This is a genomic window from Proteus penneri, from assembly GCF_022369495.1.
GTDB lineage: Bacteria > Pseudomonadota > Gammaproteobacteria > Enterobacterales > Enterobacteriaceae > Proteus > Proteus penneri.
Window position 1 is genome coordinate 2,921,476 of the sequence record NZ_CP059690.1, and the last position, 21,424, is coordinate 2,942,899.

The following is a 21,424-nucleotide window of genomic DNA, read 5'->3' on the forward strand; positions in this document are numbered from 1 at the left end:
ATAATATTCGACAGTTTATTGATTTTACATAAACTTTTATTAAGCAGTAATACTCATTATGGCAAACTTCTAGCAAGTGCACAGTATTTTTCTAATAAATAAGTTATATATTTATCATTGAATTTATCAGTGAGCGTAAAACGAAATAAAGTGACTTTTTAACGAAATTAGATTATTTCATTTTATTTAATATGCATTAAAAATAAAAAAGGCACATCATTGCGCCCTTCTTGTATTTATGAATTTAATATTCTTTTTAATTTAAAATAGCGTCGCCCTAAACGCCAACGTAATCTAAAATTTTTCGCATTTTTCCAAATTAGTGACCATATTCCTCTATCAAAAAACTCTTTAACCATCTGTTTTTTAACTTCAATAGACTGAATAGAATCAATTGAATGGATAATTCCCAAACCTTCTTTTGCGATTTGCCAATAACATGCATTGATATTTTGAGTCACATCTTTATATTTTTGATTAATAGCATCAAGCATTTCTAATATTTTCATGTAATTATGAATTGTTCTAACATGAATAGTGTCATTAGGCGTTGCATGAGAAACAGAACCAGAGTGAATAAAGTAATCGTAGTAACGCTCATCAATATATTTAACGCGTTTAGCCGTTAATAATGCTTCTGTTGTCCACGGAATATCTTGATGATGTAAACCGGGTTCAAAATAATAACCATGAGCAAGTAGAAATTCACGTCGATAAATATTTAACCAAGTGACATGTAAGAATTTCTTAGAATCCAATGCTATTTCTAGCCATTGTGGCCCAGTTAAAACGCCCGTAGAACGTAATCTATTTGAAGGGAAAATAGGACGTGAAGGCCTTCCGTCTGCGTAAACATAATTACCGTTACAGGTTAGAATATCTAAATTATCATCTTTAGCTATATTAATCATTCTATCATACATATTAGGATGAATTACATCATCAATATCTGGGAAAGCAATATATTGCCCTTTCGAAATATTGAATCCAACATTACGAGCAACAGAAACGCCTTGGTTTTCCTGATCAATAATAGTGACTTGAGGAAATCTTTCTTTCCATTCTTGTAATATTTTAAGTGAGTTATCTCTAGAGCCATCATTAACTAAAATAAGCTCCCAGTTATTCAATTTAATAGACTTTAACCCATTGAAAAACTGAGATAAAAACATCTCACCATTATAAACGGCGACCACAATACTCAGTTGAGGTAGAGAAGAAAACATAACCAACCTTTTATATTATTAGCTAAGAATTTTCCCTCTAAATAGTTAATCTTAAAAATTAAAAAAGAGTAATAAAATAATAGAACCGTCTTAATTAATTCTTAATTAAAATTTAATTTTTAACTAATTAAAGGTAAAACTGATATTTAACGAGGTTAATTATAATTAACTTCTTTTTATCTCTTATGAAGAAAGGGTTAAGGTGGTTTGTTTTTTAAAATAAAGGACTAAAGGAAAAATTAAGGTTAGTGTAGAAAATAAATGTTATTGATGAGCGTTTTGTTCATTAACGAAAAACATCCGCTAAGCGGATGTTTTAGTCTTTATTTATATCAATAATATTAGGATACTTGTTTTGTTATACTCTTATTCTTCAATCTCTTCTTCATCTTCATCGCAGACTTCAAGTTCTGGAAAGTAATCAACTCGCCAAGACTTGAGCCCTTGATACACTTCATCAACAGCATTCTTTACCGCTTCAGTCATTGGATAATAAAAACCAACGAGATCGGGTTGGATCCCTAAGAACGTAATATCTGGAATATCATCTTTTAATTGATCAATAAGAAAATTCAGCGGCATATTATGAGTGCTCATAATAAACATTTCCGCTATATAATCAGGGTCTATCACCCTAATCTCACCTGGTTTTAAACCAATGTCAGCAGCATCAACAATGACAACACATTGCGGTTGTAGCTCTCTTACTTGGTAAGAAACATTCTCAGGCGCACTTCCCCCATTGATAACAATCCATCCATCAATTGGGTTTGTTTCCATTAATTCAGCAAGCAGAGGGCCTGCACCATCATCGCCCATCATACTGTTGCCAACCGTTAATACCACTTTAGGTGCTGCCATTGCTTCACTCATGGTTTTCTCTTCACAATCAAATAAATAGCAGGTTCTGCATGGATCTCACCCAGTAATTTAATCAGTGTTTGACTCCACTCACTAAAAATAGGATCGTCATTTTTCATAATTGGATCAAATGCTAACGCTAATAAGTGAGTATGCTCTGAATTAATATTGATTTCACCAAATGTCAGTAATCCTTGCATTTTGCGTTTGGCTTCACCTTCAGGTAATAAATCAATCCATGCTTTATATTTTTCTAAAGGGCAGACTAGCTCTGTTTTTAAACAGTCGATCATTCCCACATGGTGGCCAATTGCGAGCGAGTAATACATCACCTGTTGTGCTTGTTCAGGAATATCATCATCACTATCTACAAACTTTTGTCTTAATGACCAAAAGTAAACTTTAGCGTCATCAGGCATATATGCCTCCTTGGCTTAAAGAGTAAACCAAGCGTTTCACAATCTCTGATAAGCGAGGATCGTTAGCTTGTCGTAACCATTCATCAACACGGCCACTCACTTCTTGAATTGTGGCACCTTCTAATAAGGTGAGAAAATGATCACTGATTTGTCTCCCCTGATAATAACCCGCAAGACGACGAGCCTCACGCTCAATCATCACTCGAGCATCTAAAGGAATAGAAGGCAAAATGAGAGATGCTTTTTCATTCTCTACTTCAATATGCGATTCGCCTTTTAATTTTTGGTCTAACAAACCTAGTGCAACAGCAAAACCATAAATTGTTGCTGCTGGCGTTGGGGGACAACCAGGGATCCAAACATCAATAGGCACGATAGATTCGCTCCCACCCCAGACACAATACAGATCGTGGAAAATACCGCCACCACAGCCACAAGCACCATAAGAGATACAAATTTTTGGATCGGGCGCTGATTCATAAGCACGTAATGCAGGAACACGCATCTGGCGCGTTACTGCGCCAGTGAATAATAAAATATCAGCGTGACGAGGCGAGGCGACCACTTTGATACCAAAACGTTCAGCATCAAAAACTGGTGTAATTGCAGAAAAAATTTCAATCTCACAACCATTACAACCACCACAGTCAACACGATAAACATAAGCTGAACGTTGAATATCTTTCAACAATGTCTGTTTTAGCTTTTTAACCTGATCATCAAGGGTGATAGGTTGGCTAACATGATGATTAATGGGAATTTCTGGTAGACTCATTTTATTGTACTCCCGATCTCGCCCATACTAATATTTTCACGGCCATCAGATAATAAGTTATGTTTACGCTTACATTCAGGGCAAGTTTCAAATTGTGGTCGCATGGCTTCTACGGTTTGCTCATCCCAACCTGATTGCACTAATAGCGCCATCGCATAGTCAACTGATTTTCTCGGCGTAAAGGGTTGATGGCATTCACGGCAATTCAATAACTTAAACGTTCCTTTAATATAAAGGTCTGATTTTTTCGTTACTGCCGTTTCAAACATATCGGATAAAACAATCGCTCTTGTTGGGCAAACTTCTTCACAACGACCGCAATAAATACAGCGACCAATGAATAATTGCCAATGACGCTCGCCTGTTTCCAAATTCGTTTCCATCGTTAACGCATTAGCAGGGCATGCTGCGGTGCAAGCACCACAGACAATGCATTGCTCTGCATCATATTCAGGCTTTCCTCTGAAACCATCAGGTAAATCCAGGGGCTTAAACGGATATTTGGTCGTTGCTTCGCCTGTTTTGATTATGGTTTTAAACAATTTTAACATCGTTCATTCCCTCACTTGAGCGGCGAATTTTTACGTTCAATGCTGTAACGTTCAATTTCTTTATAAGAAACTGTTTTAGATTTACGTTTTTTCACATCGACGAGCGTTACCCTGTCAGTACAGGAATAGCAAGGGTCAAGGCTACCGATAATCAATGGCGCATCGGATACAGTATTTCCTTGCAACATATAACGTAATACAGGCCAGTTAGCATAAGTAGCTGCACGGCAACGCCAGCGGAAGAGTTTTTGGTTATCACCCAACATACTCCAGTGAACATCTTCACCGCGTGGTGCTTCTGTAAAGCCCAGTGCAAATTTATAAGGTTGATAAGTGAAGCCTTCCGTTAATAGCGGGCCTTCAGGCAGGTTATCTAAGGCGTATTCAATCATTGCCATTGAATCTAAAACTTCTTTAATTCGTACCATCACACGGGAGAATACGTCACCACCTTCATAACTAAAGAGAGTCAAAGGAAGATTGCCATAATCGGCAAATGGGTGGTCAAAACGTACGTCACGTTTAAAACCACTTGCTCTTATCATTGGGCCGACAGGGCTAAAATCACGAGCCACTTTTTTGTCTAAGATACCCACACCAACAGTACGTTGTTCCATATTAGGAGCAGTGAGAAGAACATCGACAAGTTCAGTCACTTCGCGACGCATTTCTCTTATTAATTGAATAGTTTTAAGGCGCTGATCTTTTAAGATATCGCGACGAATACCCCCAATTAAATTCAAGCCGTAGGTTTTACGCGCACCCGTGAGCATTTCTGCAATCTGCATTGATTTTTCACGAATACGAAAGAATTGCATAAAGCCAGTATCAAAACCTGTAAAGTGGCTCGCTAAACCAATATTTAATAAATGGCTATGAAGGCGCTCAACTTCTAATAAGATAGAACGAATGGTATGCGCACGACGAGGCACTTCAATGCCTAACGCATTTTCAACAGAAGTCACATAGGCCACGCTGTGAGTAAAACCACAGATACCACACACGCGATCTGATAAAAATGTCACTTCGTTATAACCCATTCGGGTTTCAGCCAGCTTTTCCATACCACGGTGAACATAGAACATACGGTAATCAGCATCGACAATATTTTCACCGTCTACAAATAAGCGGAAGTGTCCAGGTTCATCCGAAGTAATGTGCATAGGGCCGATTGGTACAACACGTGCGTCTTGCTTACCTTCATTCACAAAAGGGTAAGTCTCAACTTCTGTCGTTGGTGTCGGGCGTTGGCGATAATCCATCGCATCTTTACGCAATGGATACATTTCTTCAGGCCAGTCATCTGGAAGCACTAAACGGCGTTCATCAGGTAGACCAACAGGGATAAGACCATACATATCACGAATTTCACGTTCCCCCCACACGGCAGCGGGTACACGCGGTGTCACTGATGGGAATTCTAAAGTGATTGGGCTAACATGGGCTTTTACAACAACCCAGCATTTTTCACCCTCTTCCATTGATAATGCGTAATAAACAGCATAGTCTCCGTTTAAACTACGTTCATCGTTACCGAATAAAACAGGTAACCAACCGCCTAAACCGTAATACAGGTATTCCACCACTTCAGGAAGTGATTCCGTTTTTACTGTTATCGTCAATTGATCAGCGGTTTGTCGCTCTTCATCAAGAACAGCTGATGGGAATTTTTCACGAACTTTGGCAACATAATCTCCACCTAGTTCTTTTCCCTCTTTTCTACTGACATAATTTTGGTAGCTCACGTTACATCTCCTGAACCGATGTGGATGGATTACTGATTAAAGCCGTTGGCCATGTATAAGTAGGTGACTCACTTTTATCAATATTCATCACGATATTAGCGGCATTTTCTAACAACTCACTGACAGGCTTAGGAATATGAGTTCCCATTAACAGCATAAGTGCAATCAGAATGACCATTGGTAATGTGGTTAAAATTCCCAGTTCGCCTTTAGCAACAACATCAGGTTTTGGACCAAAGACAATTTTAGCCACCATACGAACTAGCCCACCTAATACTACGGTCAATAACAATAATAATAGGATAGTTAAGACAATGTGCTGAGAAGCTAAACCTGCCACAACAATCATAAACTCACTGATAAAGACATTGAAAGGAGGCATCCCCCCTAACGCTAAAGCACCACCAGCAAACAGAGCGGCACTTAATGGCATCACTTTAAACATGCCTTTCACGACATTTAAATCACGAGTACCGTATTTCAATAACACGTTACCAGAGCCACAGAACAACAATGCTTTCGCTAAACTGTGGTTTAAGGTGTGGAATAAAGCAGCCAAAATACCAATCGGTCCGCCAATTCCTAATGCGACGGCAATTAATCCCATGTTTTCCACACTGGAATACGCTAAAAGACGTTTCATATCACGCTGAATAAGAATAAAGAACGCCGCGATAGCAACAGAGAGGAAACCAAAGATTAACAGTAAGTTACGTGTAAATTCAGTACCAATTGCTGCATCAATAATGATGTAGTAACGAATGATGATTAATAGAGCACAGTTCAGTAACACTGCCGATAACAAGGCACTAACAGGACTTGGTGCTTCACTGTGCGCATCTGGTAACCAAGCATGCATTGGGAATAACCCCGTTTTGGTACCAAAACCGATTAAAATAAAGACAAAAGCTAAATGCATCAGAGTTGGATCTAACTGGTCTGTATATTTCAACACTTCAGTCCAGAAAATGGCCTGATCTGGATCAGGCATAAAGCTTGCGGCATTGGCATAAACCAAAATAGTACCGAAAAGACCAAACGCGACACCGACACTACAGATGATGATGTACTTCCACGCCGCTTCCAGAGAAGAACGTTGACCATAAATTCCGACTAAGAATGCAGAGCTTAGGGTTGTTGCTTCAATGGCTGCCCACATTAAAATCAAGTTATTACTGGTGATTGCTAATAACATGGTGAATAAAAACAGGTGGAAGAAGCCATAGTAGTTACATAAAGTACGTACTGAGATTTCACCCTCATCCACTTCGTGGCTCATATAGCCAATAGAATAAAGCCCCGTTAAAAAGCCGATAATGCCTAAAATAGCTAGGAATAATGCGCCTAGGCTATCCACGTGAACCCAATTAGCAGCCGCCAATATTTCGCCATGAGACATGACATCTGCCACAGTTCCTAATGCTGCGACTAACAAGACGGTGATACCAATTGCATGAATGCCTGTCACAATAGGACGCGCACCCGCTTTTAATAACGGACTCAGAAACGCCAATATTGAAAATACCAACGGCGCAAACATTAAAATTGTTAACATGGTTGTTTGGTTCATCTCCTCACCCCTTCAGCGCGGTCAGTTGATCCACGTTCAGTGTGTTGAGCGTGCGGTAAATCTTACGAGCCAACACTGCCATCACGATCACAGCAAAGATGGCGTCAGTGGCGATACCGATTTCGACCAGTTCTGGTGCTCTCCAAGCCAATAATGCCAGTGTTAAGTGAGAGCCGTTTTCCATTAAGCAGTAACCAAAAGCTTGTTTTAGGATATTGCGCTGTGTCACGATACAAAGCAGACCCAACATAAAGTGTCCCAAAGAAACTGCCAGTGCAGGTTTCAAATCAACAACCATTGGTATTTGAATTGGTTCAACCACAAACCAGCTTAAAATAACGATAACAGCCGCCAGCAACATCAATAGTGCGGGGCTAATAACACTGATATTCGCACTAGGATCGGATAACTTACGGAATGCAAATCCTAAAATAAGTGGAACAAGCAGAACTTTAGTAAAGAAGGCGGTCATCGCCCAAAGTGTCAGTTGGTGTGCATCTAACATATTGGCCAAGGTGACAAAAATCATCACCAAGACGAAAGATTGCAATGCATAGAACCAACATGAAGCAATCGGCTTTTTCGCGCCAATTACCAATAGCGAAGTTATCATCATTAACCCCGCCAAATTGTTTACGATAAGTGCTCCAGTCATGATTTATCTCCCTTATCCTAGCCAAGTGACTGCGATAACACTGGATGCAAAGGACATCACAATCAGTATTCCAATCACAATTTGCATTGCCATAGGAACAGGTTGCCCTTCTGCAACTTCTGTACTTGGTTTGCCCGGAACAACACGACCAAACCAGTAGATAAACCAAGTGAAGCTAGCCACAGACTCAATCAGCACTAGCACCATAATTGGTGTCATCACCCAGAAAATACTCGACAATTCAAAACCTGCGGCAAAAATTGGGAATTTACTAAAGAAGCCATTAAGTGGTGGAACGCCTGCAATTGCCAGTGCGGCGACACAGAAACCCACACCCAATAATGGATATTTATTAATTAACCCTTTTAAACGAGGCAACATGCGAGTACCGCAGCTATAGCTCAATGCACCCGCAACTAAGAAGAACAAACTTTTAGCAAAGGCATGGTTAAAGATATAAGCAATACCGCCTTCAAACGCTTCACGCGGTCCAAAGATAGAGATAGATAATGCGAGGAAGATATAAGAGAGCTGAGTAATGGTTGACCATGCTAACAGGCGTTTCATATCTTTTTGTGGCAAATACATCATAAAGCCATAAATCAATGTGATAACTGCCATGGTAATACCTACCCACCCAATAAGATGAGGGACATCACCATCTGCTGACATAATCGCACGAGCAAAGATATAAACACCGACTTTCACCATTGATGCTGCGTGTAAGTAAGCACTCACAGGTGTTGGTGCTTCCATCGCATCAGGTAACCAAGCTTGTAGTGGTAGTTGAGCTGATTTACCCCAAGCAGCAAAGAGGATACCGCCAAACACAATCAGTTTGGTTGGTTCGTCTAAAGTGGCAATGGCGGTTAACTCAAAGGTACCTGTACTCACAAATAAAGTTGCTGCTGCAAGATAAAGACCAATTGAAGCAACGTGAGTGATCAACAACGCTTTCATTGCTGAACGGAGTGATTTTTCAGATTGGTAGTAGCCGATTAATCCCCAAGAACATCCCCCTGTGATTTCGAAAAAGAGGAGTTGCCCCAAAATAGTCGATGAAAGGACTAAACCTGCCATTGCTCCAATAAAAATCAGCAAGAAGGCATAATAACGACGAGTACCATCATGAGGATGCTCACGGTTACCGTTAGTTAGATAGCCAGTAGAGTAAAAACTTACTAACAATCCTAAGAACACAACAGCGAAAGCAATCAAAGTACTGACACGGTCAATGGTAAAACCAAAGAGCGCAACATCACCATATTGTACTAGCGTAATTGTGGTATCGACTTTACCTTCAGCGAGGAACTGCCAACCTAAAACAACCGTTCCTAATGTGGCTAATAAAGCGAACAGTGTACATAACCACTTCGCCATCCGATTTGGCATTAAGGACGTAATCAACGCCCCCGCAAATGGGATGAGTAAGGTCGCAAGAGCTATATTTTCCATTGTAATCATCGCTCCTTATAGACCGGTTAAATAGAAAACAAGAGCCAGTGCCGCAACACCGAATCCTAACCATGTCACATGGTGAGTCAGCAGGAAGCGACCACGCGCTAAACTGTTTTCAACCAATGACGCTAATACAAACACCACTAACAATTTCACTGCCATTAAAACTAACGCAATGATCAATGCAATAAAGGTGAATTCTGTTGCTTTACCGAAAGGAATAAATATGGCTAAGAACAGTTCAGCCACCACAACTTGTTTTAAGCCAAGACCCAGCTTCACCATGGCAAAACCAGAGCCTGAGTACTCAGTTAATGGCCCTTCTTGTAGCTCTTGCTCAGCTTCCGCAACGTCAAATGGCATTTTGCCCATTTCGATAAATGCCGCAAAAGCACATGCTAATAAGGCTAACAGTGTGGCTGTGGGTGATACCCAACCTTGAGCCAGTGTTGCACTGATGGTGCCAACGTTGGTTGAACCGACAATTAAAGCCACCACAATCAGCGATAACACTAAAATTGGCTCAACTAACACACCCAGTGTTAATTCACGACTAGCACCAATACCCGCAAATGGGCTTCCTGAATCCAGACCAGATAAAGAGAAGAAGAAACGATAAAGTGCAAACAGATAAATCAGTGCGATAAGATCTGCCGCACCTGCAAACAGTGACGTTGCAGTAAAGACAGGCAGTGCCATAGCAACCACTAACATACTTCCGAGTAACACATATGGCATCACTTGGAAGATCACACCAGATTGCTCGGGCGCTACTGATTGACGTTTAAATAACTTAAAGATATCTCGATAATCTTGCAAAATTCCAGGGCCTTGACGCGAATGCATCTTGGCGCGAATTGTGCGCGAAATACCTGTACACAATGGGGTTATCGCCAGCAGAAAGAGTGCTTGAATGAGTGCGAATATTCCCATCATTAACGTAGGTGCTTCTTGGAAAGTCATAAGTCCCTCTCCTTACGCTGCGATGACTAAAAGCAAGATGACCAGCGCTGCAACAACGTATAGACAATAGAGTCGGAAATCCCCGCCTTGTAGGCATTGGATACGTTTTGCAAAACGTTGGATACCACGAACCAGAGGATAAATAATGCGTTCATCCCAGAATGGTTCGACCTTTTCAGCACCGAGCTGTGTTTTATTAAAACCACGAGACAGCAATGGAGATGGATCAAGTTGTTTACGCATACGATAAAGTGGTGCAAACATGCTACGTAATGCTTGAGTAAATCCTCCTGCTGATACTGCCATGTCTTTTTCCCATACATAACCACATGCCCAAGGATCACCTTTACGACGAAACGCAGGTTGATTGCCTTTCAGGCCGAGATAAATCAGGAATGGGATAAGCGGTAAGGCAATTAATAAAACAAATGTTAATGCTGGAGAGAACATTGCTTGTGATGCGGTATCAGGAACAAGCATTGCGCCTTGAGTCACGGTTAATGCACTGGTTTCGCTAAGTGACATTGCAATGTTGGCAATAATTGGCGCAACAAAAGCCGCTCCCACACCTAACACAACACAGAATAGTGCTAATAAGCCCATTGCAATCGTCATTGGTAAAGGCACTTCTTTCGCTTTCGTTGCTTGCTCGCTACGCGGGCCACCACAAAAGCTAACACCATAAACTTTAACGAAACACATGGCCGCCAATGCCCCTGTAATTGCCAACATAATAATGGCAATAGGACCACTTAAACGCATCACGAAGTTACCTTCGTAACTCATCGAAAAAAGAGATTGATAGGTATACCATTCACTAACAAAACCGTTTAATGGTGGTAACGCTGAAATCGCCATACAACCAATTAGAAAGGCTGTTGCGGTATAAGGCATTAGTTTGGCTAAGCCCCCCATTTTATCCATATCACGTGTGTGAATTTGGTTAATAATGGCACCCGCACCAAGGAATAATAATCCTTTGAACACGGCATGGTTTAATAAGTGATATAAAGCGCCTAACAATCCAAGTGCGGCTATAACAGGATGATCAGTGGCCATTCCTACCATGCCTACACCCACACCCATTAAAATGATGCCGATATTTTCAACGGTGTGCCATGCAAGTAAGCGTTTTAAATCGTGCTCTGCTAAGGCGTACATCACACCTAATACAGAAGAAACAGCACCAAACCCAAGAACAACAATACCCCACCACATTTCTGTGGCACCTAATAAATCGATACCGACTTTGATTATCCCAAAGATACCAATTTTAACCATGACACCTGACATTAATGCCGATGCGTGTGAAGGCGCTGCGGGGTGGGCTTTTGGTAACCAACTGTGTAATGGCAACATACCTGCTTTGGCACCAAAACCAAAGAAACCCAGTAAGAACACCACAGAGGCCATTGCAGGAGAAAGAGAGAGTTGACGGAATGAATCAAAATCAAGGCTACCACTTTCACGCCACATCAAGAAGAAGGCAATCATGATTAACACGGAGCCTGCGTGGGCGATAAAGAAGTAAAGTAAACCTGCGTGAATAGATTCGTCATCTTGGTCAGCAATAACTAAGAACCAAGAAGCCAGTGACATCATTTCGAATAGGATAATAAAGTAGAACGCATTATCCATCACCACTAAGCCAACCATAGAAGCAATAAACAGATTCATAAAGAATCCCATGCTCCAAGCGCCACGTCCTTTATATTCTTGCACATAAGCAAGAGAATAAAGCGCGCACACACTGACCAATAATGAAATGACGAACACCATAAAGGCGCCTAACATATCCATGCGTACCACGAAGGCTGCAAATTCAAATGGGCCTGCCGCGGTAAAAGTGGCGATTTCACCACCAAAAATAACCGGTAATGCACTTAAAACACCTAATACACCGCCGATGATTGCGCTGATCCCTGAAATAAGGATTGCCAACCCTTCCTGTTTCTTTAAAAACAGTGCAATAACGCCACCAACAACATACAGGATGACTGACCACAGCAGTAACTGAAGAGGTTCCATATTACTTCCGCTCCTGTGTCAAAGTAGATAAATCGTCAAGACTCGTAATAGGTTCCATCACAGAATCTAAGCGACGCGTTTTCATCTGCTCTTCAAGTTTGTCATCTTCAACTAAATGCAATGCATCGGTTGGACACACCTTGACACAAGCAGGGCCTTCATCAGAGAAAGCACACAAATCACATTTCACTGCAATTGCACGAACCCCCGCATTCCACGCAAGAAATGGGTTGGTTGTTGGAAGACTTGCTGGCACATCGGCCAACATCTCTTCTGGAACAAAATGTTCAAAGACAGCTGGTAAGTTAACGGGTTTACTACCTGATGGTGTAATTGCCCCAAAAGGACAAACCAGACCACATAACTTACAGCCAATACACAGGCTCTCATTAAGAAAGATCATATTATCTTCATGAGTAATGGCATTGACTGGGCACACGCGAGCACAAGGAGCATCCTCACAGTGCCGACAAAGCATCGGTGCTGTCTGATCCTCCACTTTTACCACTGTAAGACGCGGATGCGCCTGTAATCCCACAGCTTGGTGAACTTCTGAACAAGCTGCCATACAGGTATTACACCCTATGCATCGTTGTGGCTCTGCAATTACAAAGCGATTCATTCGCCACATCCTCCGAGAAAAACGTTTAACAGCATTACTGTCGTCAATTTTTCTTTAGATGAAGCATATTTCGTGCCAAGAGATGATTTATTTTATTTTCATTTAAAATCAATATATTAAAAAACAAAAAGGAAACAATAAATGACGTGTCGACAATTATGACGTTGACAGTAAGTGGTGAGTTTTAAACAACAATTTCGTCGTCACTATGACTAGATATCAAAAATGGCGGAGTACAAAGAAAAAAATAAGCCTGATAATTCAGGCTTATAAAAGTGAATAATAAGAATGAGTTAATTTTTATAAATTTTCTTTTCTACTTGTTTCATTGAATTTAAGCCAGATTGTAAATCTTCTGGTGTTGCTTCAGAAAAACCTTCTGTAAAGGTTGCCGATAAATAAGCATCAACCATCATTTTGGCTTTAAATGGTGTAATTAATAACCCACCCATAGCAAGAATATTACAGTTATTGATAATTTTACAAAAACGAGCACTAGTCACGCTTTCACAAACACCGCAATAAACATTTTTATGTTTGTTCGCACTAATACTTACTCCCATTCCTGTACCACAGAAAACAAAACCAATATATTCAGGATGTTCAGAAATAATTGAACCAACTTTATCCCCTACATCACAATAGCCAATAGGGCCTGATTCTGTGAGATCTTTTATTGTGTAATTTTTTTCTAACAAGTATGACTTAATCGCATTTTTAAGTTCAAATCCTGAAGGATCAGCGCCCATAATAATCATTCTATTTTCCATATAGCCTCCTAAATTAACTTAATCACTACCGATAAATATAAGTCATTGATAAAATTTTAAATTAAAATAAATTCAAAGACTATTTTTTATATTTAACCTAGATAAAGTATAGATTAAAATTCTATTTTTGTGTTTAAGTATAGGGAATTTACAAAAAATAAGAAGAAATAAAGAAATGGAAATTCATTCCATAAAGGAGATATTTAACCTATAAAACAAGCTAAATTTATTATGTTAATAATTGAATTGATAAAAAATAAAAGAGATATATCAAAGTAAATATCTATATTGAAAGGGTTTCCCTAGTATAACTAAAATATAAAATAAAGATCAATAATATTACAGGATTAATGTTTTTATCTATACTCTTCAATATCTCTTAAAGGAAAGTCAAAATAACTTAAAATAAATATTGCTGTGGATTATCTTTACCAAAATAACCTACACATCCATTCTAAGAAAGTGGTTATTTTTTACCAATTCCAATATTGAATAGAGCATTCATTTTTGGCATTTAAAATATAATGAAGGGATAAATAAATTAGGAACAAAATAATAACATGAAAAATTAAATAATGCAGTAATACAAATTAATCAATTTTTTAGAAAAAAATAGCGTAGTTTATTCAATTATTATAAATTAAAACAAAAAAATACCGCAGATAGTTAACATTATCTGCGGTAATTAATTATTATACTTAACGTTGTACTTAGTAAAATAATCTACGCAATTATTTTACGCGTGATACGTATTCGCCTGAACGAGTATCAACTTTGATAACTTCACCAATTTGTACAAACAGTGGAACTTTAACAACAGCGCCAGTGCTTAATGTTGCTGGTTTACCACCTGTACCTGCGGTGTCACCTTTCAGACCTGGATCAGTATCAACGATTTCTAATTCAACAAAGTTTGGTGGAATAACAGCAATAGGACGATTATCCCACAGTGTTACGATACACTCAGCTTGGTCGATCAACCACTTAGCATTATCACCAACGGCTTTTTCGTCTGCAGCTAATTGTTCGAAAGTTTCGTTGTTCATGAAATGCCAGAACTCACCGTCGTTGTACAGGTAAGTTAAGTTGATATCCATGACATCAGCACCTTCTGCTGAATCAGTAGATTTAAATGTTTTTTCCAGTAATTTGTTAGAGATCAGTTTACGCAGACGTACACGAGCAAATGCCTGACCTTTACCTGGTTTAACAAATTCACATTCAGTAATGACGGCTGGCTCGCCATCTAACATGATTTTAAGACCTGAACGAAAATCGTTGGTATTATAAGAAGCCATGAATATCCTCTAACTTTTTTAATTTAAAATGGCATAGCCAAAAAATGGCACACATTGTAACTCATAATCACCCCACCAGAGAAGTCTGGTTAACACAACTCGCGCAGGCAATCAGTGATCCTGTTGAATTACTCCAACTTTTAGCGTTGGAACATCACGAAGAACTCCAAAAAGGAGCTCAGGCGCGACGGCTTTTTCCGCTACGGGTTCCCCGTGAATTCGTTGCACGCATGAAAAAAGGCGATCCTAACGATCCATTACTTTTACAAGTATTAACTGCAAATGCTGAATTTACCATAACACCGGGATTTTCTACGGATCCATTAGATGAGCAACAAAATGCGGTGCCAGGTTTATTACATAAATATCAGAATCGTGCATTGCTTCTGGTCAAAGGTGGTTGCGCTGTCAATTGTCGCTACTGTTTTCGTCGTCATTTTCCCTATGAAGATAACAAAGGAAACAAGGCTAATTGGCAAAAGGCAATAGAGTATATCAAAAATAACCCAAAACTCGATGAAATCATCTTCTCTGGGGGCGATCCTCTTATGGCGAAAGATGATGAGCTTGATTGGTTAATCACACAACTAGAAGCGATCCCTCATCTTAAGCGTTTACGCATTCACTCTCGCTTACCTGTAGTTATTCCTGCTCGCGTCACTGATGCGCTATGTCAGCGCTTACAACAATCACGTTTGCAAAATATCATGGTACTGCATACCAATCACGCTAATGAAATGGATGACGCATTGAGAGAAGCCTGTTCAAAGCTAAAAAAAGCCAATGTTACGCTATTGAATCAAGGTGTGTTATTGCGAGGGGTTAATGACAGTGCTGAAGTCCTTGCAGATTTAAGTCGCGCACTATTTGATGCCGGTGTTATGCCGTATTACTTACATGTTCTAGATAAAGTTCAAGGTGCGGCTCACTTTATGGTGCCAGACAGTGAAGCAAGAGAAATTATGAAAGCACTAATGAGCTTAGTATCAGGTTATATGGTGCCTAAACTCACGCGTGAAATTGGTGGTGAACCAAGTAAGACATTGTTAGATCTTGGATTACGCCAGCAATAATCCATATCATAAAAACAAAAAAGCTGTAGCTCAATTCAAAATAGATGAAGTGACTACAGCTTTTTATCTATTAGCAGACTAATAAATAGTGAATAAATTAAATGCCTTATTGGCACTTATAAACTTGCCCACTCATTTTGCTATCTAATGGTGCAAAGCTATCAACAAAGCTACCTGCGCCAGTACCCACGTTAAAAATAACGTTACCCCCCATTGCAGCTGCTTTATTACGTAAATCGTTAGCAGCACCTCGCAGTGATTGGCTTTCAGTACGGGAACCTGATAACCAGTTATTTTGAACACCTGTCACTGTTCCTAATAATTGGCATTCACTGCCTGGTTGCGTATCAGTGATTTGTACCTGTGAGCCAGCAGTGCTTAATGTGTTTGTTGCAGAACAGCCTGCTAGTAACAATGCTGCAGTAGCTCCCAATAACAATTTAATTCGCATGATCCCCTCATTTATTTGAGTGTCCGTTTAGTCATGACAACAATATACCTTGTCATCCCTATTATGCGCAAAAATAAATCATTATTGCTATCTCAACGTTAGCCAATAGCTTTAAGATATTATTTTCGCTTCAAACTTATTTTAATGTACAAATTCGGCTTTGAGATAGACAAAGCAACAACACCTCTATTCTACACCGCTTTTACGCTTTTAAAACGATATGGTTTATTTTCAGCCTACACAGTGCGAGAATGAACACACAATTAGCTCATTTTTTTAAAAATCGTTAGATAATCAATCATCATCTGACGATTATATTGCTATAAATTAATTCAAATATAGTAATATTTAATCTCGATTGTATTTAGATATAAAAAAACCCGAGCCTAAGCTCGGGTTTTCTTTGTAAAATAGTTAGCTGATGAATTACATCATGCCGCCCATTCCACCCATGCCGCCCATACCACCAGCGCCACCTAAATCCATTTTGTCATCTTTAGGTAAATCTGTGATCATCGCTTCAGTTGTGATCATCAGACCTGCGATAGATGCAGCAAATTGCAGTGCAGAACGAGTAACTTTAGTTGGATCTAAGATACCCATATCAATCATATCGCCGTAATCATCAGTTGCAGCGTTATAACCGTAGTTACCTTCACCTGCTTTCACTTTGTTTACAACAACAGAAGGTTCTTCACCTGCGTTAGCAACGATTTGACGCATTGGAGATTCCATTGCACGTAATGCAACGCGGATACCCACTGTTTGTTCTTCGTTATCGCCAACCATCTCACGCAGAGCGTTAGCAACACGAACCAGAGCAGTACCACCACCAGCAACAACGCCTTCTTCAACTGCTGCGCGAGTTGCATGCAGAGCATCGTCAACACGAGCACGTTTTTCTTTCATTTCAACTTCAGTTGCGGCACCAACTTTAATGACTGCAACACCGCCTGCTAATTTAGCAACGCGTTCTTGTAATTTTTCACGGTCATAATCTGAAGTCGCATCTTCGATTTGTTGACGAATTTGAGCTACACGACCACTGATTGCGTCTTGATCACCTAAACCATCAATAATCGTTGTTGTATCTTTGTTGATAACAACGCGTTTTGCTTGACCTAAGTCTTCTAATGTCGCTTTTTCTAACTCCATGCCGATTTCTTCAGAAATCACTGCACCGTTAGTTAATGTTGCGATATCTTGCAGCATTGCTTTACGACGGTCACCAAAGCCAGGCGCTTTAACAGCGGCAACCTTAACGATACCACGCATATTGTTCACAACTAATGTTGCCAATGCTTCACCTTCAACATCTTCTGCAATGATAAGCAGAGGTTTGTTAGCTTTAGCAACAGCTTCTAAAACAGGCAGTAATTCACGGATGTTAGAAACTTTTTTATCAACTAACAGAATGAATGGATTTTCTAATTCTGCTGTACCCGTTTCAGGTTTGTTGATGAAGTAAGGAGATAGATAACCGCGGTCAAACTGCATACCTTCAACAACATCTAGCTCATCTTCTAAGCCAGTACCTTCTTCAACGGTGATAACACCTTCTTTACCTACTTTATCCATCGCTTGCGCGATCAGAGTACCGACGGTTTCATCAGAGTTTGCTGAAATTGTACCAACCTGAGCAATCGCTTTAGTATCTGAACATGGAACAGACAGTTTTTTCAGTTCTTCGACTGCTGCAACAACAGCTTTATCGATACCGCGTTTCAGATCCATTGGGTTCATACCTGCGGCGACTGCTTTTAAGCCTTCGGCAATGATTGATTGTGCTAATACTGTTGCAGTTGTAGTACCATCACCTGCCGCATCATTGGCTTTAGAAGCAACTTCTTTCACCATCTGTGCACCCATGTTCTCGAATTTATCTTCGAGTTCAATTTCGCGTGCAACAGATACACCATCTTTAGTAATAACAGGTGCGCCGAAAGATTTATCTAAAACAACGTTACGACCTTTAGGGCCTAAAGTTACTTTAACTGCATCTGCAAGAACATTAACACCACGTAACATTTTATTACGAGCATCTACACCGAATTTGACGTCTTTAGCTGCCATCGTATATTTCCTTTGAATTCGTTCAGTTTAAGAAGATCTTAAAAGAGAAAAATTATTCTTCTACAATTGCTAAAATGTCGCTTTCAGACATGATAAGCACGTCTTCGTTATCAATTTTTTCTGTTTTAACGCCATAACCGTCGTTAAAAATTACGATATCGCCGACTTTAACATCCAGTGGTTTAACGTCGCCGTTTTCCATAATACGGCCTTGACCCACGGCTAAAATTTCGCCACGAGTTGATTTACCCGCTGCTGTGCCAGTAAGAACGATACCGCCTGCTGATTTAGCTTCGACTTCTTTACGTTTAACAATAACACGGTCATGTAATGGACGAATCTTCATTAATAGTGCTCCTATAAAAAAGTCCATATCAGGATTAAGGTTGATACCAGTGCCCAAAATGAACCAGTACCATGACGATACAGGTGGGGGCATCAAGTAAAACTTCAAGGGGAGAAGTGTGATTTTTTTTCAAATTTTCCCCATTTCAGTTGATTATGCTTTCGGCTGATTATTTTTTGTCAGAAAAATGGTCGTTATTCTGATCTTCAGCCTTATTATTCAGTTGGTTACTCGGTGAATCCTCTTTACGCTGAAACTCGCCTTCAAATGTTGTTCCATTTTGATCAGACGAAAATCCACTTTGACCATGACCTGCTGAATAAACACGAATACGAGAAATCAATTTAGTCACTAACAGTGCTTGCAACGGTGGTAACAACAACAGCAAGCCCAAGAAATCCGTAAAAAAGCCTGGGATCAACAGTAAAATACCCGCCAATATTAACGAAACGCTTTTCACCATTTCAGCAGCAGGCACTTCACCCACGGCAAGTTTTTGCTGCATTGAAGCAATATTTTTTACGCCCTGATTTTTTACCAATGAGACACCAACACAAGAAGTCAGCACCACAAGGAATAGTGTTGTAAGCACGCCAATCGAAGATGCTACATTGACGAAAATAACAGCTTCTATATAGATAAGAAGACAGATAACAATTAATGGGAGCCAACGCACTTGGTTCTCCTTTTTATAAAAAAAGATTCATATTATTAATAGAAAGTAGTGTGAACTACATCTAAGGTGATGGTTTACGAACTCGCTTTTTCTTAGTTTATCTACATAATAATGGGGAGCCTAACACTCCTTTTCAAGGGGCGTTAAAAAGAGAGTTAGAACGGTAAAATCCATGAGATAGATCACAAAAAGAAAATATTTAGAGGTTATTTACGTATAAAGTGATCCAGCTTAAAGGTATTTGTTCACAACCCGAATATGATCGTGTCAGTACCAAGCAAAACGGTAAGTTATATTACATTATTAACCGTTAACGATATATTTTATTAACAAGCGCATAACTAGACAGTTAAAATTTTAATAAGAAGGTTCTCATGTCAAATAAAACTCGTATCGAAGAAGACCTGTTAGGTAAAAGAGAAGTTCCTGCTGATGCTTACTATGGCGTCCACACTTTACGTGCAATTGAAAACTTCTACATCAGTGATCGTACCATCAATGATGTTCCAGAATTCATCCGCGGTATGGTAATGGTGAAAAAAGCCGCAGCATTAGCAAACAAAGAACTTCACACTATTCCTCGTGAAATCGCTGATACGATTATCAAAGCCTGTGACGTAGTATTAGAAACAGGTAAACACATGGATCAATTCCCAGTTGATGTATTCCAAGGCGGTGCAGGTACTTCATTAAATATGAATACCAACGAAGTTATCGCAAACATCGGTCTGGAATTAATGGGCCACCAAAAAGGTGAATACCAATACCTGAACCCGAATGACCACGTCAATAAGAGCCAATCAACAAACGACGCTTATCCTTGTGGTTTCCGTGTAGCGGTTTATAACTCTATTATCAAATTAACTGAATCTATCGAACTGCTGAAAGCAGGTTTTGATAGAAAAGCAGTTGAGTTCAAAGACATCCTGAAAATGGGTCGTACTCAATTACAAGATGCTGTACCAATGACTTTAGGTCAAGAATTCCATGCTTTCTCTGTACTGATGAAAGAAGAAATCAAAAACCTGAAACGCACTGCTGAGTTACTGTTAGAAATGAACTTAGGTGCAACTGCTATCGGTACTGGTCTGAATACAGCACCGGGTTACCAAAAACTGGCGGTTGAAAAACTGGCAGAAGTAACTGGTTTAGCTTGTGTTCCAGCAGAAGACTTAATTGAAGCAACTTCTGACTGTGGTGCTTATGTGATGGTTCACGGCGCGTTAAAACGCTTAGCTGTGAAAATGTCTAAAATCTGTAATGACTTACGTTTACTGTCCTCTGGTCCTCGTGCAGGTCTGAAAGAAATCAATCTTCCAGAACTACAAGCAGGTTCTTCAATCATGCCAGCTAAAGTAAACCCAGTAATTCCAGAAGTTGTTAACCAAGCTTGCTTTAAAGTTATCGGTAATGACACTTGCGTGACTATGGCTGCTGAAGCAGGTCAATTACAATTAAACGTAATGGAACCCGCTATCGGTCAAGCAATGTTCGAATCAATCTCTCTGTTAAGCAACGCTTGCCGTAACTTAGTAGAAAAATGTGTTGATGGTATCACTGCGAATAAAGAAATCTGTGAACACTTCGTATTTAGCTCAATCGGTATCGTTACTTATCTGAACCCATTCATTGGTCACCATAACGGCGACATCGTTGGTAAGATTTGTGCAGAAACAGGTAAGAGCGTACGTGAAGTTGTTCTAGAACGTGGTTTATTAACCGAAGAACAACTGGATGATATCTTCTCTATCGAGAACTTAAAAAACCCGGCTTACAAAGCAAAACGCTTCGATGATTAATAATTGTGTTTTATAACATGACACTGTTAAACATAAGAATGAGCTCTTAAAAATACAAGGCACGG

The 21,424-nt window shown here is 39.7% G+C and carries 20 protein-coding genes; 2 read left to right on the forward strand and 18 right to left on the reverse strand.

Translation table 11 applies throughout. The annotated features are described in order from the left end of the window. Nucleotides 1-236: 236 nt before the first annotated feature. From H1225_RS13235 to efp, 14 genes are all read right to left on the reverse strand, one after another. Nucleotides 237-1,226: a glycosyltransferase gene (locus H1225_RS13235; RefSeq protein WP_006536155.1), complete on the reverse strand. Its 990-nt coding sequence runs from the start codon at nucleotides 1,224-1,226 to the stop codon at nucleotides 237-239. 366 nt (nucleotides 1,227-1,592) lie between these two features. Continuing rightward, nucleotides 1,593-2,099, reverse strand: a complete 507-nt coding sequence (gene hycI, locus H1225_RS13240) for a hydrogenase maturation peptidase HycI (RefSeq protein ID WP_006536156.1) — start codon at nucleotides 2,097-2,099, stop codon at nucleotides 1,593-1,595. After that, nucleotides 2,096-2,506, reverse strand: coding sequence for a formate hydrogenlyase maturation HycH family protein (locus H1225_RS13245; RefSeq protein ID WP_006536157.1), 411 nt, complete (start codon nucleotides 2,504-2,506; stop codon nucleotides 2,096-2,098). The genes hycI and H1225_RS13245 overlap by 4 nt, the downstream gene beginning before the upstream one ends. Further along, a complete protein-coding gene (locus H1225_RS13250; RefSeq protein WP_072064386.1) occupies nucleotides 2,499-3,281 on the reverse strand; it encodes an NADH-quinone oxidoreductase subunit B family protein in 783 nt (260 codons plus the stop codon). Before H1225_RS13250 ends, H1225_RS13245 begins: the two co-directional genes overlap by 8 nt. Further along, the gene (hyfH, locus tag H1225_RS13255; RefSeq protein ID WP_006536159.1) at nucleotides 3,278-3,832 is read right to left on the reverse strand and encodes a hydrogenase 4 subunit H; all 555 of its coding nucleotides are present in this window, start codon (nucleotides 3,830-3,832) and stop codon (nucleotides 3,278-3,280) included. The genes H1225_RS13250 and hyfH overlap by 4 nt, the downstream gene beginning before the upstream one ends. Before the next feature lie 11 nt (nucleotides 3,833-3,843). Beyond that, nucleotides 3,844-5,577: a hydrogenase large subunit gene (locus H1225_RS13260; RefSeq protein WP_109848206.1), complete on the reverse strand. Its 1,734-nt coding sequence runs from the start codon at nucleotides 5,575-5,577 to the stop codon at nucleotides 3,844-3,846. A 1-nt stretch (nucleotide 5,578) separates the two neighbouring features. Further along, on the reverse strand, nucleotides 5,579-7,147 hold the full coding sequence (locus H1225_RS13265) for a hydrogenase 4 subunit F (RefSeq protein ID WP_109400039.1): 1,569 nt from the start codon (nucleotides 7,145-7,147) through the stop codon (nucleotides 5,579-5,581). 4 nt (nucleotides 7,148-7,151) lie between these two features. Further along, nucleotides 7,152-7,802, reverse strand: coding sequence for a hydrogenase 4 membrane subunit (gene hyfE, locus H1225_RS13270; protein ID WP_006536162.1), 651 nt, complete (start codon nucleotides 7,800-7,802; stop codon nucleotides 7,152-7,154). 12 nt (nucleotides 7,803-7,814) lie between these two features. Further along, complete coding sequence (locus tag H1225_RS13275) at nucleotides 7,815-9,266, reverse strand: hydrogenase 4 subunit D (RefSeq protein WP_115065632.1); 1,452 nt, start codon at nucleotides 9,264-9,266, stop codon at nucleotides 7,815-7,817. 6 nt (nucleotides 9,267-9,272) lie between these two features. Next, a complete protein-coding gene (locus H1225_RS13280; protein WP_006536164.1) occupies nucleotides 9,273-10,223 on the reverse strand; it encodes a respiratory chain complex I subunit 1 family protein in 951 nt (316 codons plus the stop codon). A 12-nt stretch (nucleotides 10,224-10,235) separates the two neighbouring features. After that, a complete protein-coding gene (gene hyfB, locus H1225_RS13285) occupies nucleotides 10,236-12,251 on the reverse strand; it encodes a hydrogenase 4 subunit B (protein WP_239739153.1) in 2,016 nt (671 codons plus the stop codon). 1 nt (nucleotide 12,252) lies between these two features. Then, on the reverse strand, nucleotides 12,253-12,873 hold the full coding sequence (locus tag H1225_RS13290; protein ID WP_072064392.1) for a 4Fe-4S dicluster domain-containing protein: 621 nt from the start codon (nucleotides 12,871-12,873) through the stop codon (nucleotides 12,253-12,255). A gap of 293 nt (nucleotides 12,874-13,166) precedes the next feature. Then, nucleotides 13,167-13,643, reverse strand: a complete 477-nt coding sequence (locus tag H1225_RS13295) for an RpiB/LacA/LacB family sugar-phosphate isomerase (RefSeq protein WP_109848201.1) — start codon at nucleotides 13,641-13,643, stop codon at nucleotides 13,167-13,169. 731 nt (nucleotides 13,644-14,374) lie between these two features. After that, complete coding sequence (gene efp / locus H1225_RS13300; protein ID WP_006536168.1) at nucleotides 14,375-14,941, reverse strand: elongation factor P; 567 nt, start codon at nucleotides 14,939-14,941, stop codon at nucleotides 14,375-14,377. A 44-nt stretch (nucleotides 14,942-14,985) separates the two neighbouring features. Here efp and epmB point away from each other — a divergent pair, with 44 nt between their 5' ends. Then, a complete protein-coding gene (epmB, locus tag H1225_RS13305) occupies nucleotides 14,986-16,014 on the forward strand; it encodes an EF-P beta-lysylation protein EpmB (protein WP_109848200.1) in 1,029 nt (342 codons plus the stop codon). Between the two features lie 106 nt (nucleotides 16,015-16,120). Here epmB and H1225_RS13310 read toward each other — a convergent pair whose 3' ends face one another. From H1225_RS13310 to H1225_RS13325, 4 genes are all read right to left on the reverse strand, one after another. Next, nucleotides 16,121-16,465 carry a DUF4156 domain-containing protein gene (locus H1225_RS13310; RefSeq protein ID WP_006536171.1) on the reverse strand — a complete coding sequence of 115 codons (345 nt, stop codon included), beginning with the start codon at nucleotides 16,463-16,465 and terminating at the stop codon, nucleotides 16,121-16,123. 426 nt (nucleotides 16,466-16,891) lie between these two features. Beyond that, nucleotides 16,892-18,538 (reverse strand): chaperonin GroEL, encoded by a 1,647-nt coding sequence (gene groL / locus H1225_RS13315; protein ID WP_006536172.1) that lies wholly within the window; start codon nucleotides 18,536-18,538, stop codon nucleotides 16,892-16,894. Between the two features lie 52 nt (nucleotides 18,539-18,590). Next, nucleotides 18,591-18,884, reverse strand: coding sequence for a co-chaperone GroES (locus H1225_RS13320; RefSeq protein WP_036914050.1), 294 nt, complete (start codon nucleotides 18,882-18,884; stop codon nucleotides 18,591-18,593). Nucleotides 18,885-19,053: 169 nt separating this feature from the next. Then, nucleotides 19,054-19,560 carry an FxsA family protein gene (locus H1225_RS13325; RefSeq protein ID WP_006536174.1) on the reverse strand — a complete coding sequence of 169 codons (507 nt, stop codon included), beginning with the start codon at nucleotides 19,558-19,560 and terminating at the stop codon, nucleotides 19,054-19,056. Nucleotides 19,561-19,934: 374 nt separating this feature from the next. Between H1225_RS13325 and aspA the strand changes: the two genes are divergently transcribed. Beyond that, nucleotides 19,935-21,359 carry an aspartate ammonia-lyase gene (gene aspA, locus H1225_RS13330; RefSeq protein WP_072064394.1) on the forward strand — a complete coding sequence of 475 codons (1,425 nt, stop codon included), beginning with the start codon at nucleotides 19,935-19,937 and terminating at the stop codon, nucleotides 21,357-21,359. Nucleotides 21,360-21,424: the final 65 nt, after the last annotated feature.

Coding starts and splice junctions, on each gene's coding strand:
- H1225_RS13235 (WP_006536155.1), bottom strand. CDS start 1,226: ATGTTTTCTTCTCTACCTCAACTGAGTATTGTGGTCGCCGTTTATAAT.
- hycI (WP_006536156.1), bottom strand. CDS start 2,099: ATGAGTGAAGCAATGGCAGCACCTAAAGTGGTATTAACGGTTGGCAAC.
- H1225_RS13245 (WP_006536157.1), bottom strand. CDS start 2,506: ATGCCTGATGACGCTAAAGTTTACTTTTGGTCATTAAGACAAAAGTTT.
- H1225_RS13250 (WP_072064386.1), bottom strand. CDS start 3,281: ATGAGTCTACCAGAAATTCCCATTAATCATCATGTTAGCCAACCTATC.
- hyfH (WP_006536159.1), bottom strand. CDS start 3,832: ATGTTAAAATTGTTTAAAACCATAATCAAAACAGGCGAAGCAACGACC.
- H1225_RS13265 (WP_109400039.1), bottom strand. CDS start 7,147: ATGAACCAAACAACCATGTTAACAATTTTAATGTTTGCGCCGTTGGTA.
- hyfE (WP_006536162.1), bottom strand. CDS start 7,802: ATGACTGGAGCACTTATCGTAAACAATTTGGCGGGGTTAATGATGATA.
- H1225_RS13275 (WP_115065632.1), bottom strand. CDS start 9,266: ATGATTACAATGGAAAATATAGCTCTTGCGACCTTACTCATCCCATTT.
- H1225_RS13280 (WP_006536164.1), bottom strand. CDS start 10,223: ATGACTTTCCAAGAAGCACCTACGTTAATGATGGGAATATTCGCACTC.
- hyfB (WP_239739153.1), bottom strand. CDS start 12,251: ATGGAACCTCTTCAGTTACTGCTGTGGTCAGTCATCCTGTATGTTGTT.
- H1225_RS13290 (WP_072064392.1), bottom strand. CDS start 12,873: ATGAATCGCTTTGTAATTGCAGAGCCACAACGATGCATAGGGTGTAAT.
- H1225_RS13295 (WP_109848201.1), bottom strand. CDS start 13,643: ATGGAAAATAGAATGATTATTATGGGCGCTGATCCTTCAGGATTTGAA.
- efp (WP_006536168.1), bottom strand. CDS start 14,941: ATGGCTTCTTATAATACCAACGATTTTCGTTCAGGTCTTAAAATCATG.
- epmB (WP_109848200.1), top strand. CDS start 14,986: ATGGCACACATTGTAACTCATAATCACCCCACCAGAGAAGTCTGGTTA.
- H1225_RS13310 (WP_006536171.1), bottom strand. CDS start 16,465: ATGCGAATTAAATTGTTATTGGGAGCTACTGCAGCATTGTTACTAGCA.
- groL (WP_006536172.1), bottom strand. CDS start 18,538: ATGGCAGCTAAAGACGTCAAATTCGGTGTAGATGCTCGTAATAAAATG.
- H1225_RS13320 (WP_036914050.1), bottom strand. CDS start 18,884: ATGAAGATTCGTCCATTACATGACCGTGTTATTGTTAAACGTAAAGAA.
- aspA (WP_072064394.1), top strand. CDS start 19,935: ATGTCAAATAAAACTCGTATCGAAGAAGACCTGTTAGGTAAAAGAGAA.